The sequence below is a fragment of the Pulveribacter sp. genome (assembly GCF_032079985.1).
Classification (GTDB): Bacteria; Pseudomonadota; Gammaproteobacteria; order Burkholderiales; family Burkholderiaceae_C; genus Melaminivora.
Map to the genome: position 1 here is coordinate 59,434 of NZ_DAMATK010000004.1, position 15,194 is coordinate 74,627.

The window sequence follows — 15,194 nt, forward strand, 5'->3', positions numbered from 1 at the left end:
TAGTCAAAATCGGCTCCAGCGCTTATGGGATAAGCGCTGACCGCTCTCTTTTTAGGAGCAATGTGGCGCCTGGCCGGCGCGCAGCTGGCGCGCCCGCTCGGCCGTGGCGGGGTGGCTGCCCAGCCAGTCGGTCCAGCCCGCCCCTGCGTCGGCCGTGCCCTCGCCCTCGCTTGGGCGCGCTTCCCTCTTCGCCTTGCTGTCGCCGCCAATGTGCAGCAGCAGGTCGGCCATGGGCGCGCTGGGCAGGCCGGCCTGGCGCAGCAGGGCCAGGGCGTGGCAGTCGGCCTCGCGCTCGTGGCTGCGCTGGTAGGCCAGCCCGGTGAGGGCCGAGCTGCCTGTGGCCAGCAGCCCGGACACGTCGCCCAGCGCCAGCCCCAGTCCCATCTGCACCACGCCCTGCTCGACCAGCATGCGCGTGGTGTGGCGGTGGGCCACGTGGCCGATCTCGTGCGCCAGCACGCCGGCGATGGCGTCATCCTGCAGCCCGGCCGCGCGGGCCGCCTCCACCAGGCCGTCGGTGACGACGATGGCGCCGCCGGGCAGGGCAAAGGCGTTGGCGCCCAGGCCGCGGCGAAAGTCCAGCGTGTAGCGCGGCGCGTAGTGCGCATAGCGCGCCGGCAGCGCCGGCATGTGCGCCACGAGGGCCTCGAAGCGCGCGCGCAGCGCCGCCTGCCGCTCGGGCGCCAGGCGGCTGGGCTCGAGCACGCCGTCGTCCATCTCGCGCAGGGCATGGCGCGACAGGGCCTGCTCCCACGGCAGCGGCACGTGGCGCGTCAGTTGCGCGGCCAGCCAGGGCGTGGCGTGGCGGTAAAACAGCGTCACGATCACGGCTGCCAGCAGCAGGCCGACCAGCAGCGCCGGCCAGCGCGTCTGCAGCCGCTCGCGCACGCTGGCGCGGCCGCCGGCGGCGCGGCGTGCGGCATGCCAGGCCGCGGCATCGTCGATCTCCAGGCTGCCGGCCTCGCCCAGGTCCACGACCGCGCCCTGTTGGGGCGCGGTACGCGCGCTCCACATCTCGGGCCAGCCGATCTGGCGCCCTTCCAGGCGCAGCGGAGCGGCGCCGCTGGCGTGCAGCACCAGGGCCGGGCCGCCGCGGGCGGGCACCAGCGCCACGTGCACGGCGCGCGGCTGGCTGCTGCGCCCGTCGTACCAGCGGGCGCGCAGCAGCTGGGGCGCGGGCGGCGGGGCGGTCATGGCGCTCAGCCGATCAGGTCCAGCCCGGCCGCGTCGGCCAGCGCGTCGCCGATGCCGCTGGCCTGCTGGCGCTCCAGGCGGCCGGCGACCTGGTCGACGCCGCCCTTCACGTGCACGGTGACGGACTGTAGCTTCATGCGGTACTCGCTCACCCGCGCGAAGGGGCGGTACAGGCCCAGCGTCAGCAGCGTGAAGAGCGCGTTGCGCAGGCGCAGCAGCACGAAGCCGCCCACGCGCAGATTGCATTTGAAGCGGGCGATGCCGCTTACCCCGGTGTGGCCCCAGGTCAGGCGAAACAACGCCGCCTCGCGGTAGGCGCGCGCCGGCGCCGTGGCCAGGGCCAGCAACAGCAGGCCCAGCACCATCGCCGCCACGATGAGCAGCACCGCGCCCATGCCGGGCCGGGCCGGCACCAGGGCCTTGAGCAGCGCCCACGAGCCGCCCAGCACGGCTGCCAACAGGGTCGACAGCACCAGCACCGAGACGATGAACACCGCCAGCGTGGCCAGCCACAGCCAGACGAAGTCGCGGTAGCGCAGCTTCAGCCGCCCGGCTTCCTGGCCGATGCTGGCGCGGCGCACCATCAGGCTGCGGTAGTTGTATTCGAGCCGGATGACGCACAGCACGGCCAGCACCAGGCCCAGGGCGATCAGGCCTCCCATAGGCGCGGTGAAGGCGGGCAGGCGGCGCTCTTCGGCCGGGGGCACCTCGGGCGCCAGCAGCTGCAGGCCGCCGCCCACGGCCAGCACCACCAGCGCCAGCGCGAAGACCGGCCAGCTGGCCACATAGACCTCGCGCCAGGAGGCGTTGAAGGCCAGGCGCACGCCACGCCAGCGCGTGTTGCCCAGGCGAAAGCGCATGGCGCTGCCCCAGATCAGCGGCGACAGCAGCGCGCCGCCCAGCAGCAGCAGGCCCAGGGCCAGGTCCTGCCCGGTCTGCGCGGCCAGCTTGTAGGCCAGCGTCAGCAGCGCCACGGCGATGAAGCCCACCACCATGCGCCGCTGCTGCGCGGTGAACTCCAGCGCGCTGCCGGCCACCAGGCTGTGGCCGTAGAAATACTGGGCCGTGCGCCGCCGCGCCCAGGGCGTGTACAGCCCCAGCGTCAGGATGGACAGCAGCACGTTGACGATCCACACCCGGAAATAGCCGCCGCCGCTGCCGGTGAAGCGCAGCGGGTGGGCCTCGATGTCGTGCGAGGCAAAGGACGCGCGCAGCGCGCCGCCACCACCCAGGGTCTGGGCATCCATAGATTTCCCCTCTCTCTTTCTTTTTTGTGCCCGCCACAGGCGGCGGTGGCGCAGTGTATCCGGGTGTTTCCACGGCACACAAGCAAAGAGTGAAATCTGCCTTCAGCCCTTATCCAGCAAGCGCTGACAGCTATTGTTTCAGGAGCTAAAAGCGCTCCCAGGGCAGCAGATAGCGCCACTGGCCCTCGGGCAGCTTGGCCAGCGCCACGCGGCCGATGCGGATGCGCCGCAGGGCCGTAACCTGCAGTCCCACCGCCGCGCACATGGCCGGCACCTGGCCGGGGCGTATGCCCTTGAGGGCAAAGCGCAGGCGCTGCTCGCTTTGCCAGCTGACCTTGATGGGCGGCAGCGCCCGGCCGTTGAAGGACAGGCCGTGGCACAGGCGCTGCAGGCCGCCTTCGGCGATCTGGCCTTCGACCTGCACGATGCATTCCTGCTCCAGCGTCTCGATGTCCTCCACCAGCCGGCGCGCCATGCGCCGGTCCTGGGTGTAGACCACCAGGCCGCTGGCCTCGGTGGTCAGGGGCGTGTGGCACACCAGCTGGCGGAAGTGCCGCTGCAGCACGCGCACCGGCGGGCCGCCCTCAGCGTGGCGGCTGTCCGGGTGGATCAGCGTCAGCGCATCGGGCGCGCCGCGGCTGCGGCTGGCGTGCGCATCGCCGGGCGCGGCGCCCAGGCCGGCCTCGTAGCCGGCCGGTTTGTGCAGGACCAGCGTGATGGGCGGCACCTCCTCGGCGCGGGCGCGCGGGGCCAGTTCCACCTGCTGGCCCGGCGCTACGCGGGTGCCCGGCTGCTCGACCACCTGGCCGTCCACGCTGACCCAGCCGCCCTCGATGTACAGCTCGGCCTCGCGGCGCGAGCACTGCTGCTGCTCGGCCAGGCGCTTGGACAGGCGGACGGTGTCTTGGTCTTCTTCGGTCATGCGGGGCAATTCAAGCGATGGCTAAGGCAGCCAAGCTTACGCAACTGGCGCTCGCCCAAGCCAGCAGACGCCGCGGATCCGGCTTTGCCGGTCCGCTGGCGTCGTCCCCCTGCCCGCCATGCGCAGCATGGCGAGAGCGGGGGGAAGGCGCGCAGCGCCTCAGGGGGGTGTTCAATCATTCCCTGGTTCGAGCATGCGGATGCGCTCCACGTGGGCCAGCAGCGAGCGCTGGGCCAGCGGCCACATGCGCGGCGGCACGTCGGCGTAGGCCAGACGGGTCCAGTCCTCCATGCTGCCTTCGGGGCGCGCCTGCATGGCGGCCAGCACCTTGGCCTCGCGCGCCAGGCGGTGGGCGGTGAGCTGGGCAATGGCGCCGCGCGCATCGCACAGCACGTAGCCGTGGGCCGGGGCGATGAACTCCACGCCGTGCTGCACGCACAGCGCGTCCAGCCGGGCCAGCGAGTCCAGGTAGTGGGCCATGTTGCCGTCGGGCGGGTCGATGATGGTGGTGCTGCCGTTCAGGATGTGGTCGCCGGAGAACAGCAGCCCGTCCTCGCGCAGGATCAGGCACAGGTGGTTGGCCGCGTGGCCGGGCGTGTGCACCACCTCCAGGGTATGGGTGATTTCGCCCTCCAGCCCTTGTCCTGTCAGCGTCAGCAGCTCTCCATCTGATAGCGCCCGGTCAGGCACGAAATGGCTGGCCGCGCGCGCCGTGGGGGCCGAGGGCAGGCCCAGCACCGGCGGGGCAGCACGGCCGTGCGCGACCACCAGGGCCTGCAGCGGCGCGGCGCCAGGGGAGTGGTCGGCGTGCGAGTGGGTGCAGACGATGGCGCGGATGTCGCCGCCGGCGGCGCGCCACAGGCGCTCCAGGTGCTCGCCGTCCTGCGGGCCGGGATCGATGGCGATATAGCCGGTGGCCGGCTCGCCCACTAGGTAGCTGTTGGTGCCGGGGCCGGTCATCACGCCGGGGTTGGGGGCCGTCAGGCGCTGCACGTTCTTGAGCAGCGGCACGGGCCGCTCGCACTGCCAGTCCAGCACGTGCTGGCCGAGGCCGTCGGGGCAGACCAGGGCCAGCTCGCCAAACGGCGCCTCGTGCTCCATGTAGCGGGCCTCCTTGCCGGCCAGCAGGCCCGAGCGCGGGCTGCTGACCCACAGCGGCTGCTCGTGCGCCACGGCGTCCAGCACGGCCTGCACGTCGGCATACTGCGCCAGGCGCTCCAGCGTGCGGATGGTCGGGTAGATCATGAAGAACTGCCCTGCCTCGTGCCGGGCCAGGGCGTCGGCGGGACTGACCCAGACGGGCTCGAACTGCTCGGACTCGTCGGCCACGGGCTCCTGGCCGGGCGGCATGCGCGCCACCAGGAAGGGCACGGCGAAGCGCTTGGGCAGGTTGCGGTCGGCCGTCCAGTGCGCCAGCGGGTACATGGCGTCCGCCGCCAGGCGCAGGCCGCGCGCGGCCACCTGGGCGGCGAAGGGCGCCTTGCGGTCCAGCGCGGCGATGTCCTCGGGGCCGGCCCAGCGGCCGTCGGCGCGCCGCGCCAGCAGGATGCCCAGCTCCTCGAAGCTCTCGCGCAGCGCGGCCAGGGCCTCGGTCAGGCGCTCGCCGGCCTGGGCCGGGCGGTGGTCGGCCAGGGCGTGGGAGGCGGGCGCGGCGTCCTGCGCCTCGATGCCGCCGCCGGGAAAGACGTAAGCCCCGGGCACGAAGCTGGCCGTGGCCGAGCGGCGCGTCATCAGCACCTGCAGCGTGCTGGCGCTGCCATCGGGTGCGGGCGCGTCGCGTAGCAGCAGCACGGTGGCCGCATGCAGCGGTGTGACGGGGGGGCGGCGGGGGTGGAGGTGCTGGCTGTCGCGGGGCATCGGCTCATTATCGGCAGGCTCCGGGCGTCACCGGGCTCAATTGCGACAGGCGCTCCAGCACCGGGCCGACCAGCGCCGGGGCGCGGGCCACGCCGGCGCTCCACAGCAGCTCCAGCAGCTCGATCAGCGCGGCGCCGTCGCCGCTTTGCCGCACCAGCGCGGCGGCGGCATGCTCGTCGTCGGCGTGCAGGTGGTTCAGTACGTTCAGGGTGAGTGTCATGGGGGTCTCGTCCATCCGTTCATCGCAGGGCCGCCATGCTGCGCAGCCCGGGCGCGGCGGGGTTGCGGCAGGTCAAATCCGAGAAAAAAACTCAAGTTCTCGCCCCTGGGGTTTTCCCGCGTGCGGTGCGCCCGGTGCTGCGCCCCGGGCCGGCGCCGGATAATCCCCGCCATGCACATCCGCTTCACCAAGATGCAGGGCGCCGGCAACGATTTTGTCGTGCTGGACGAGACGGCGGCCCCCCTGGGCCTGCAGCCGGCGCACTACCGCCGCCTGGCCGACCGGCACTTCGGCGTGGGCGCGGACCAGGTGCTGACGGTGCGCCCCTCGCCGGCGCCTGGCATCGACTTCGAATACCTGATCCACAACGCCGACGGCGGGCAGGTCGAGCAGTGCGGCAACGGCGCGCGCTGCTTTGCCCGCTATGTGCACGACAAGGGCCTGACGGACAAGGACGTGCTGCGCGTGCAGACCCTGGCTGGCGTGATCGAGCTGCGCCTGGCGCCGGACGGCCGCGTGCGTGTGGACATGGGCCGCCCCGCCTTCGACCCGGCCAGCGTGGCCTTCGACGCCGGCGGCCTGCAGCCCGTGGCCGAAGGTTTGGGGCAAAAATGGCCTCTGGCCCTTGAGGGGCAAGCGCAGGCAGCTATGGTTTGGATAGCGCTGGTATCCATGGGCAACCCGCATGCCGTGCAGCTGGTGCCCGACGTGGACGCCGCCCCCGTGGCCCTCGTGGGCCCGCTGGTGGAGGGTCATCCGCGCTTCGCCGAGCGGGTGAACGCCGGCTTTCTGCAGATCGTGGACCGCACCCGGGCACGCCTGCGCGTGTACGAGCGCGGCGCCGGCGAGACGCTGGCCTGCGGCTCGGGCGCTTGCGCCGCCGTTGCGGCAGGCATCCGCCTGGGGCTGCTGGACACGCGCGTGGATGTGCACACCCGCGGCGGCCTGCTGACCATCGAATGGAGCGGCGAGCCACACGCCAGCGTTTTCATGACCGGCCCCGCCACCACGGTGTTCGAGGGCGAGATCGACCTTCCCGCGGACGCCAGCGCGTCCGCCTGACCGCCATGACCCTGCCCATCACTCCCATCACCGAAGACGACATCGCCCAGTACCTGGCGGCCACGCCGGGTTTCTTCGAGCGCCATGCCGAGCTGCTGGCCTCCGTTACCTTCGCCAGCCCGCACGGCCAGCGCGCCGTCAGCCTGCACGAGCGCCAGGCCGAGATGCTGCGCGACAAGATCAAGCTGCTGGAGCAGCGCGTCATGGAGATGGTGCGCCACAGCAACGAGAACGCCGCCATCGCCGGCAAGGTGCACCAGTGGGCGCGCCAGCTGGCCGGCGTGCGCTGGGCGGCCGAGGTGCCCCAGGCGGTGGAGCAGGGCATACGCACCCTGTTCGACGTGCCCCAGGTGGCGCTGCGCGTGTGGGGCGTGGCGCCGGCCCACCTGAACGCGCCCTTCACCCAGGGCGTGAGCGAGGACGTGCGCGCCTTCGCCTCGTCGCTGACCATGCCGTTTTGCGGTCCCAATCTGGGCTTCGAGGCCACGGCCTGGCTGCCCGACGCGCAGGAGGCGCGCTCGCTGGCGCTGCTGCCGCTGCGCGAGGGCGCCATCGACAGCGCCGACAGCCCGGCCTTCGGCCTGGTGGTGCTGGCCTCGCACGACGCGCAGCGCTTCGAGGCCACCATGGGCACGGACTTCCTGGTGCGCATGGCCGAGCTGGCCAGCAGCGCCCTGTCGCGCCTGCAGTGAGCCCCGAGGCAGTGCCCCCGGCCGACGGCGGCCTGCCCGCCGAGGCGCTGGCCTACCTGGATTACGCGCGGGTGCAAAAGCGCTTGGCCGCGCGCACCCTCATCCTCTACACCCTGGACCTGCAGCGCCTGTGCGCCCATGCGCGCGAGGCGCAGCTGCCGCTGCTGCAGCTGGGCAGTGGCCACATCCGCCGCTTCGCCGCGCAGATGCACGCCGGCGGGCGCAGCGCGCGCGGCATCGCGCTCATCCTGTCGGGCTGGCGGGGTTTCTATGCCTGGGCGGCGCGCCAGGGCCTCATCGCGCACAACCCGGTGCAGGACGTGCGCGCGCCCAAGGCGCCCAAGCCGCTGCCCAAGGCCCTGCCGGTGGACGACGCCGTGCGCCTGGCCGAGCACGAGCAGCCCGGGGCCGACCCCTGGCTGGAGGCGCGCGATGCCGCCGTGGTGGAGCTGCTGTACGGCTGCGGCCTGCGCGTGGGCGAGCTGGTCGGGCTGGACGTGGCCGCTAGCAGCGCCGCCCAGCAGCAGGGCCGCGGCTGGGTGGACCTGGATGCGGGCGAGGCCCACGTCTTCGGCAAGGGCGGCAAGCGCCGCAGCGTGCCCCTGGGCGGCGCGGCGGCGCGGGCGCTGGCGCACTGGCTGTCGCAGCGGGCGCTGCCCTTCGGCGGCGGCGCTGGACGACTGGACGACTGCGCCCTGTTCGTGGGCCGGCGCGGCGCGCGCATCACGGCGCAGACCGTCTGGCTGCGCCTGCGCGAGCGCAGCAGCGTGGCCGGCCTGACCACGCCGGTGCACCCGCACATGCTGCGCCACTCGTTTGCCAGCCACCTGCTGCAGTCCAGCGGCGACCTGCGCGCCGTGCAGGAGCTGCTGGGCCACGCCAGCATCACCACCACCCAGGTCTACACGCGGCTGGACTTCCAGCACCTGGCCCAGGTGTACGACCAGGCGCATCCGCGCGCGCACAAGAAGAGCGGGGACTGAAGGGCCGGGCCTGGGGCGCTGCCTTGCGGCCGGGCGGCAGGCGTGGGAAAGTGTCACCTCCCGTGCACTTTTCCATCCCCCCACGAAAGGAGCGACTCATGGCCGATACCTGGCTGCCTTCCCTCATCACCGACACGCCCCAGCAGGGCTTCGAGCTGGCCATCACCCTGAGCCGGCGCGGCGTGAAATACACCCAGCCCGACCCCGAGGTGCTGCACCGCCTGCGCCCCGAGTACGCCGAGGACCACCAGGCGCTGACGGCCGCCTCGCAGGTGGTGGCCCTCAACTTCCAGACCGTAGCAGCCGCCAACAATTACTGGCGCAGATAGACTGATTGCTATTGAATAGATAGCTGCTGGCGCTTGGCTGACAAGCGCTGGAGGCCAAAAAGGCTTGAATATCAACCCCGCAGGCCGGGGCTTGGCGGCTTCGCTACAGTCAGGCCCCGAATCGGCCCGCGCGCGCCCCTGGCGGCGGCGCGGGCGCTTTTGTTGCAAGCCATTCCCGCAAGGCGCCTTCCATGTCCCTGATCCCCGTCACCATCCTCACCGGCTTCCTCGGGGCCGGCAAGACCACTTTGCTCAAGCGCGTGCTGACCGAGGCGCATGGCCAGAAGATCGCCGTGATCGAGAACGAGTTCGGCGAGGAGAACATCGACAACGACATCCTGCTCACCGAGTCGAAAGAGCAGATCGTGCAGATGAGCAACGGCTGCATCTGCTGCACCATTCGCGAGGACCTGCGCGAGACGCTGCAACTGCTGGCCGCCAAGCGGCGCAAGAAGATGCTCGACTTCGAGCGCGTGGTGATCGAAACCACCGGTCTGGCCGACCCCGGCCCGGTGGTGCAGACCTTCTTCATGGACGACGAGATCGCCGAGACCTACCTGGTCGATTCCATCATCACGGTGGTCGACGCCAAGCACGCGGACAGCCAGCTCAACGAGCGCCAGGAGGCACGCCGCCAGGTGGGCTTTGCCGACCAGATCTTCCTGTCCAAGACCGACCTGGTGAGCGAGGCTGAGAAGGACGCGCTGATCCACCGCCTCAAGCACATGAACCCGCGCGCGCCCATCAAGGCCGTGCACTTTGGCGAGGTGCCGCTGGCCGAGGTGCTGGACCTGCGCGGCTTCAACCTGAACGCGCGGCTGGACATCGACCCGGACTTCCTCAAGGAGGACGACGGGCACGACCACGGACACGTGCATGACGAGCACTGCGGCCATGACCACCACGACCATGGCCACGAGCATGGCGAGCATTGCCACCACCCGCACCACCACCACCATGACGACGACGTGAAGAGCTTCGTCTACCGCGCCGATCGCCCGTTCGATCCGGCGCGGCTGGAAGATTTCCTGGGCGCCATCGTCAACATCTACGGCCCGCGCATGCTGCGCTACAAGGGCGTGCTGGACATGAAGGGCACCAGCCGCAAGGTCATTTTCCAGGGCGTGCACCAGCTCATGGGCAGCGACCTGGGACCCGAATGGACGGCGGATGAGCCGCGCGTCAGCCGCATGGTCTTCATTGGCATCGACCTGCCGCGCGACATCTTCGAGCAGGGCCTGGGCCAGTGCCTGGCCTGAGGCGTGCGCCGGCCATGGCGCAGTGACCCCGTGCGGTATGCGTTGCTCCCTGGCCCCCGCCTGCCATGGTCTATACAATCGCGCCCCGGCTCGAACGCCCCCGCCAAATCACGCTAGTGGCCGCAGGGGCGTGCCACCCGCGCCTGGCGCGGCGTAAGCGCTGGTTGCTGTTGCAGGCCGGTCGTCCGACAGGCGCACAGCAGCTGGCACTACACCGCGCATCCGGTTCCGCAGGCAGCATGGGCAGCTTCCCCGCTGCGCCCTGCGGCCGGCGGAAATTCGAACAACCTACGACGGCCGGCAGCGTGCAAGCGCTGTCCGCTACGCCAGCTTCATCATTCAGACCATGACTACGACCCTGCAAAAATCTGTGGCGGCCGCCAAGAAAGATCCCAAGCTGGCCAACAACTGGAAGACCAAGCCCGCCGAGGAGCTGACCGACGCGGAAGTGCTGGCCATGCCCGAGAGCGAGTACATGAACGACAAGCAGATGGCGTTCTTCCGCCACAAGCTGGTCGAGCTCAAGCAGGCCATGCACGAAAACGCCGGCGAGACCACCGAGCATCTGCGCGAGGACACCGTCGTCGTGCCCGACCCGGCCGACCGCGCCACCATCGAGGAAGAGCACGCCCTGGAGCTGCGCACCCGCGACCGCGAGCGCAAGCTGCTCAAGAAGATCGAGCAGTCCATCGCCCGCATCGACGCTGGCGACTACGGCTATTGCGACGAGACCGGCGAGCCCATCGGCGTGCCCCGCCTGCTGGCCCGCCCCACGGCCACGCTGTCGCTGGAGGCCCAGCAGCGCCGCGAGCTCAAGCAGAAGATGTTCGGCGATTGACCGTCGCCCCTCCTGCTTTTCCCGCAATCGCCACAGCCGCGCACGAGGCACAATGGGCCGCATGAGCAAGGACGAATCTTCCTCCTCATCGCCGCCGTCGTCCTCCACGCGCGGGCTGCTGTCCAAGGTGGTGCGCTTCGTGCGCAACCCCACCGTGAATTGGTCCGAGCTCGACGCCATGGATGAAGAGCGCGAGAGCCAGTACAGCAAGCAGATGCTCAAGGAGATGATCGAGCGCAAGCGCCGCAACGATTTCGTGCGCCGCCGCGAGTTCGATTACCTACGCAAGCTGCGCCGCAGCGAAGGGGCTCGCGCCGAGCGCACCGACGATGCGGGCCCGCGCAGTTCGGCTTTTCAGACCAGCATGACCTCGCCCGACGACCGGGCCGACACGCTGCGCAAGATCGACGAGATCGAGGCGCAGATGTCCCAGCAGTGGTGGAAGGGCAAGGGCGCCCCCCCGGGTAGGCCGGCCATGGCGCCTGCTCCGCTGCCGCCGGCCGCTGATGCTCCAGCGCCGCGCATCGACCCCGACCAGCCAGCCCCGGCATCGGCCGCCATGGCCTCGGCTTTGGCCGGCTCGCCCTTTGCCGCCGGCGAGCACGGCCGCGCTTTCGCGCCGACCGCGCCCATGACCATGCCGGCGCCGGTCGCTCCCCCGGTCGCCGCACCGCCCCCCGCGCCGGCCATGGTCGAGCCGCTGTTCCCGCCGGCCGTGGCACCCGAGCCCGCGGCTGCTCCCGCGCCCCACGCCGCGCCGGCGCGCGAGAAGTTCGTGCACGACCCCGACCTGGAAGAGGCCGCCATCCGCTTCGCCAATGCCGACTACGACGGCGCCGAGGCCGCCCTCAAGGACGTGTTGGCCCAGCGCGAGGGCACACCCCCGGCCGAGCAGGAGCACATCTGGTACACGCTGTTCGACCTGCACCGCGCCACCGGACGCCAGGAGCAGTTCGAGACCCTGTCCATCGATTACGCCGCCCGCTTCGGCCGCTCGGCGCCGACGTGGTTCTCCATTCCGCTGCAGCTGGGCCTGAAGGTGGACGTGGCCGGCAGCGGCACGGCCGTCGCCGCGCAGCAGCGCGAGCTGACCTGGAACGCCCCGCCGCTGATCACCCTGCAGTCCATCGCTGCGCTGCAGGCCTCGCTGGCCCGCGCCGCATCGCCCTGGACGCTGACCTGGAGCCGCCTGACCGGCATCGAGCCGGCAGCCGTTCCGGCCCTGGCCGAGCTGCTGGAGCGCTGGGCCGGCCAGGACGTGCAGCTGCGCTTCATCGGCGTGCCTGCGCTGCGCGCGCTGGTGCAGGCGCAAACGCCTTCGGGCGAGCGCTCGCGCGACCCGCAGTGGTGGCGCCTGCGCATGGCGCTGCTGCGCGTGATGGGCTGGGCCGACGAGTTCGAACTGGCCGCGCTGGACTACTGCGTCACCTACGAGATATCCCCGCCGTCCTGGACGGCGCCGCGCTGCGGCTTCAGCGGCGACGCGGACGCCCCGGCTGCGCCGGAAGCTGACGGCGCCCCGATGCGCGACGCGCCCGACAGCGACCTGTACATGACTTCGGGGTTCGCCCTGTCGCAGCCGGCTGGCATCGACGAGCCGCCCCTGCCGGCTCTGGTCGGCCACATCGAGGGCGACGCTAGCGCCGCCCTGCAGGCCCTGCAGTCCTTCGCCCGGCCCGGCGCGCCGCTGGTGGTGGAATGCGGGCAGCTGATCCGCATCGACTTCGCGGCCGTGGGCGGCGTGCTGAACTGGGCGGCCACGCAGCAGGCTGCCGGCCAGGAGCTGGAGTTCCGCCGCCTGCACCGCCTGGTGGCCGTGTTCTTCAACGTGATCGGCGTCAACGAACACGCCTGGATCGTGCCGCGCCAGGACTGAAGCGGCCCGCCCGGCGCGCCGGCGTGGTTGCAAACGCGCGGCCCCGCCCCATTTCCTCTCCCATGGAACAGTTTCACGGCACCACCATCCTCAGCGTGCGGCGCGAGCGCCCGGACGGCAGCGTCCAGGTCGCCATCGGCGGCGACGGCCAGGTCACCCTGGGCAACATCGTCGTCAAAGGGTCGGCCCGCAAGGTACGCAAGTTGCACCACGGCAAGGTGCTGGCGGGCTTTGCCGGCGCCACGGCCGACGCCTTCACCCTCTTCGAGCGTTTCGAGGCCAAGCTGGAAAAGCACCAGGGCCACCTGACGCGCGCGGCCATCGAGCTGACCAAGGACTGGCGCACCGACCGGGTGCTGCGCCGCCTGGAGGCCATGCTGGCCGTGGCCGATCACAGCGCCTCGCTGATCATCACGGGCAACGGCGACGTGCTGGAGCCTGAACAGGGCATCGTCGCCATCGGCTCGGGCGGCGCCTACGCGCACTCGGCGGCCAAGGCGCTGCTGGACAACACCGATCTGCCGGCCGAGGACATCGTCCGCAAGTCGCTGGCCATCGCCGGCGAGCTGTGCATCTACACCAACATGCACCACACCGTCGAGACGCTCTGAGCGGCCGGCGGTTGCTTCTCTTTTGATGGCTTCCAGCGCTTGACTGGCAAGGTCTGGAGGCCAATTTGGCTCTATTTTTTCAGGCAGGCCGCAGCATGTCCTTGTCCATGACTCCCCAGGAGATCGTCTCCGAACTCGACCGCCACATCGTCGGCCAGGCCGGCGCCAAGCGCGCCGTGGCCATCGCCCTGCGCAACCGCTGGCGGCGCCAGCAGGTCGACAGCAGTCTGCGCCAGGAGATCACGCCCAAGAACATCCTGATGATCGGCCCCACGGGTGTGGGCAAGACCGAGATCGCCCGCCGCCTGGCGCGCCTGGCGGACGCCCCCTTCATCAAGGTGGAGGCCACCAAGTTCACCGAGGTGGGCTACGTGGGCAAGGATGTGGACGCCATCGTGCGCGACCTGGTGGAGGTCGCCGTCAAGCAAACGCGCGAGACCGACATGAAGAAGCTGCGTGCCCGCGCCGAGGACGCGGCCGAGGAGCGCATTCTGGACGTGCTGCTGCCCAGCGCCCGCACCGGCGAGCCGCCGGCCGACAGCACGGCGCGCCAGGTGTTCCGCAAGAAGCTGCGCGAGGGCCTGCTCGACGACAAGGACATCGAGATCGAACTGGCCGAGGCCCGCCCGCAGCTGGAAATCATGGGCCCGCAGGGCATGGAGGAGATGACCGAGCAGCTGCGCGGCATGTTCAGCCAGATGGGCCAGGAACGGCGGCGCACGCGCAAGCTCAAGATCGGCGAGGCCTTGCGCTTGCTGACCGACGAGGAGGCCGCCCGCATGGTCAACGAGGACGAGGTGCGCCAGCGCGCTCTGGCGAATGCCGAGCAAAACGGCATCGTCTTTATCGACGAAATCGACAAGGTGGCCGCCCGCCAGGAGGCTGGCGGCGCCGAGGTCTCGCGCCAGGGCGTGCAGCGCGACCTGCTGCCGCTGGTGGAGGGCACCACCGTGTCCACCAAATACGGCATGGTCAAGACCGACCACATGCTGTTCATCGCCTCGGGCGCCTTCCACCTGGCCAAGCCCAGCGACCTGATCCCCGAGCTGCAGGGGCGCTTTCCCATCCGGGTGGAGCTGGCCTCGCTGTCCGCGCAGGACTTCGAGGCCATCCTGACCCAGACGGACGCCTCGCTGGTGCGCCAGTACCAGGCGCTGCTGGCCACCGAGGGGGTGCAGCTGCAGTTCACCCCCGAGGGCATCACCCGGCTGGCGCAGATCGCCTGCGACGTCAACGAGCGCACCGAGAACATCGGCGCTCGCCGCCTGGCCACGGTGATGGAGCGGCTGCTGGACGAAGTCAGCTTCGGCGCCACCCGCCTGTCGGGTCAGACGGTGGTGGTGGACGCGGCCTACGTAGACGAGCGGCTGGCGTCTTTGAGCCAGGATGAGGATCTGTCCCGATACATCCTGTGATGAAGGCGGGCAAGGCCCGCCGGTGCTTCACAAACCACTTCCATAGCAGCAGCTAACTGCTTGGCTGGCAAGGTTTTTTTGCCAGGCAAGGGCTGAGCTTTGCCGGCTAAGTCCTTGATTTCATTGCAAAATGTTATGGCATGCCCCCTTGCCTGGTGTGCTTTTCCTGCTACAGTGCAAAAAAGTGCAATGAAGTGGTGAAAAGTGGCCTCCGACGCGCTTTTTTCGTCATCGCGCTGTGAAGGCCATACCGACCGAGGGGTTCAGTTTCCGTGTTTCAAGGGGCGTCATCGCTGAGTCTGGATGCCAAGGGGCGGCTGTCCGTGCCGACCCGGCATCGTGACGCCCTGGGCGGCGAACTCACCATCACCAAGCACCCCGACGGCTGCCTGATGGTCTTCCCGCGTGCGCAGTGGGAGCAGTTCCGCGAACGCATCGCCCAGCTGCCCATGTCGGCTCAGTGGTGGAAGCGCATCTTCCTGGGCAACGCCATGGATGTGGAGGTGGACGGCACCGGTCGCGTGCTGGTCTCGCCCGAGCTGCGCGCCGCCGCCGGCCTGTCCAAGGAGGCAGTGCTGCTGGGCATGGGCACCCATCTCGAGTTGTGGGACAAGAGCACCTACGAGGCCCGCGAAGCCGAGGCCATGCAGGCGCAGATGCCCGATGTCCTTCGGGATTTTTCGTTTTAA

General features: G+C 70.6%; 15 protein-coding genes. 10 read left to right on the plus strand and 5 right to left on the minus strand.

Annotated features, from left to right (window positions below; genetic code table 11):
- Positions 1–51: 51 nt before the first annotated feature.
- The 5 genes from RT282_RS12845 to RT282_RS12865 form a co-directional block, all read right to left on the minus strand.
- Complete coding sequence (locus RT282_RS12845; RefSeq protein WP_313314711.1) at positions 52–1,194, minus strand: M48 family metallopeptidase; 1,143 nt, start codon at positions 1,192–1,194, stop codon at positions 52–54.
- 5 nt (positions 1,195–1,199) lie between these two features.
- Complete coding sequence (locus RT282_RS12850; RefSeq protein ID WP_313314714.1) at positions 1,200–2,441, minus strand: YjgN family protein; 1,242 nt, start codon at positions 2,439–2,441, stop codon at positions 1,200–1,202.
- 145 nt (positions 2,442–2,586) lie between these two features.
- Positions 2,587–3,363 carry an RNA pseudouridine synthase gene (locus tag RT282_RS12855; protein ID WP_313314717.1) on the minus strand — a complete coding sequence of 259 codons (777 nt, stop codon included), beginning with the start codon at positions 3,361–3,363 and terminating at the stop codon, positions 2,587–2,589.
- 171 nt (positions 3,364–3,534) lie between these two features.
- Complete coding sequence (locus RT282_RS12860) at positions 3,535–5,220, minus strand: MBL fold metallo-hydrolase (RefSeq protein ID WP_313314720.1); 1,686 nt, start codon at positions 5,218–5,220, stop codon at positions 3,535–3,537.
- Between the two features lie 7 nt (positions 5,221–5,227).
- Positions 5,228–5,440 (minus strand): hypothetical protein, encoded by a 213-nt coding sequence (locus tag RT282_RS12865; RefSeq protein WP_313314721.1) that lies wholly within the window; start codon positions 5,438–5,440, stop codon positions 5,228–5,230.
- A 171-nt stretch (positions 5,441–5,611) separates the two neighbouring features.
- Between RT282_RS12865 and dapF the strand changes: the two genes are divergently transcribed.
- The 10 genes from dapF (at position 5,612) to mraZ (ending at position 15,194) form a co-directional block, all read left to right on the plus strand.
- Positions 5,612–6,502, plus strand: coding sequence for a diaminopimelate epimerase (gene dapF, locus RT282_RS12870; RefSeq protein WP_313314723.1), 891 nt, complete (start codon positions 5,612–5,614; stop codon positions 6,500–6,502).
- Between the two features lie 5 nt (positions 6,503–6,507).
- On the plus strand, positions 6,508–7,194 hold the full coding sequence (locus tag RT282_RS12875) for a DUF484 family protein (RefSeq protein ID WP_312303135.1): 687 nt from the start codon (positions 6,508–6,510) through the stop codon (positions 7,192–7,194).
- Positions 7,191–8,177: a tyrosine-type recombinase/integrase gene (locus tag RT282_RS12880; RefSeq protein ID WP_313314725.1), complete on the plus strand. Its 987-nt coding sequence runs from the start codon at positions 7,191–7,193 to the stop codon at positions 8,175–8,177. The genes RT282_RS12875 and RT282_RS12880 overlap by 4 nt, the downstream gene beginning before the upstream one ends.
- A 98-nt stretch (positions 8,178–8,275) precedes the next feature.
- A complete protein-coding gene (locus RT282_RS12885; RefSeq protein WP_313314727.1) occupies positions 8,276–8,506 on the plus strand; it encodes a hexameric tyrosine-coordinated heme protein in 231 nt (76 codons plus the stop codon).
- 191 nt (positions 8,507–8,697) lie between these two features.
- Positions 8,698–9,765 carry a GTP-binding protein gene (locus tag RT282_RS12890; protein ID WP_312303146.1) on the plus strand — a complete coding sequence of 356 codons (1,068 nt, stop codon included), beginning with the start codon at positions 8,698–8,700 and terminating at the stop codon, positions 9,763–9,765.
- A 346-nt stretch (positions 9,766–10,111) separates the two neighbouring features.
- The gene (dksA, locus tag RT282_RS12895) at positions 10,112–10,603 is read left to right on the plus strand and encodes an RNA polymerase-binding protein DksA (RefSeq protein ID WP_312303149.1); all 492 of its coding nucleotides are present in this window, start codon (positions 10,112–10,114) and stop codon (positions 10,601–10,603) included.
- Between the two features lie 61 nt (positions 10,604–10,664).
- The gene (locus RT282_RS12900; protein ID WP_313314730.1) at positions 10,665–12,479 is read left to right on the plus strand and encodes an STAS domain-containing protein; all 1,815 of its coding nucleotides are present in this window, start codon (positions 10,665–10,667) and stop codon (positions 12,477–12,479) included.
- Positions 12,480–12,541: 62 nt separating this feature from the next.
- Positions 12,542–13,090 carry an ATP-dependent protease subunit HslV gene (gene hslV / locus RT282_RS12905; protein WP_312756281.1) on the plus strand — a complete coding sequence of 183 codons (549 nt, stop codon included), beginning with the start codon at positions 12,542–12,544 and terminating at the stop codon, positions 13,088–13,090.
- Between the two features lie 95 nt (positions 13,091–13,185).
- Complete coding sequence (gene hslU, locus RT282_RS12910; protein ID WP_313314732.1) at positions 13,186–14,505, plus strand: ATP-dependent protease ATPase subunit HslU; 1,320 nt, start codon at positions 13,186–13,188, stop codon at positions 14,503–14,505.
- A gap of 272 nt (positions 14,506–14,777) precedes the next feature.
- Positions 14,778–15,194, plus strand: coding sequence for a division/cell wall cluster transcriptional repressor MraZ (gene mraZ, locus RT282_RS12915; RefSeq protein WP_312306077.1), 417 nt, complete (start codon positions 14,778–14,780; stop codon positions 15,192–15,194).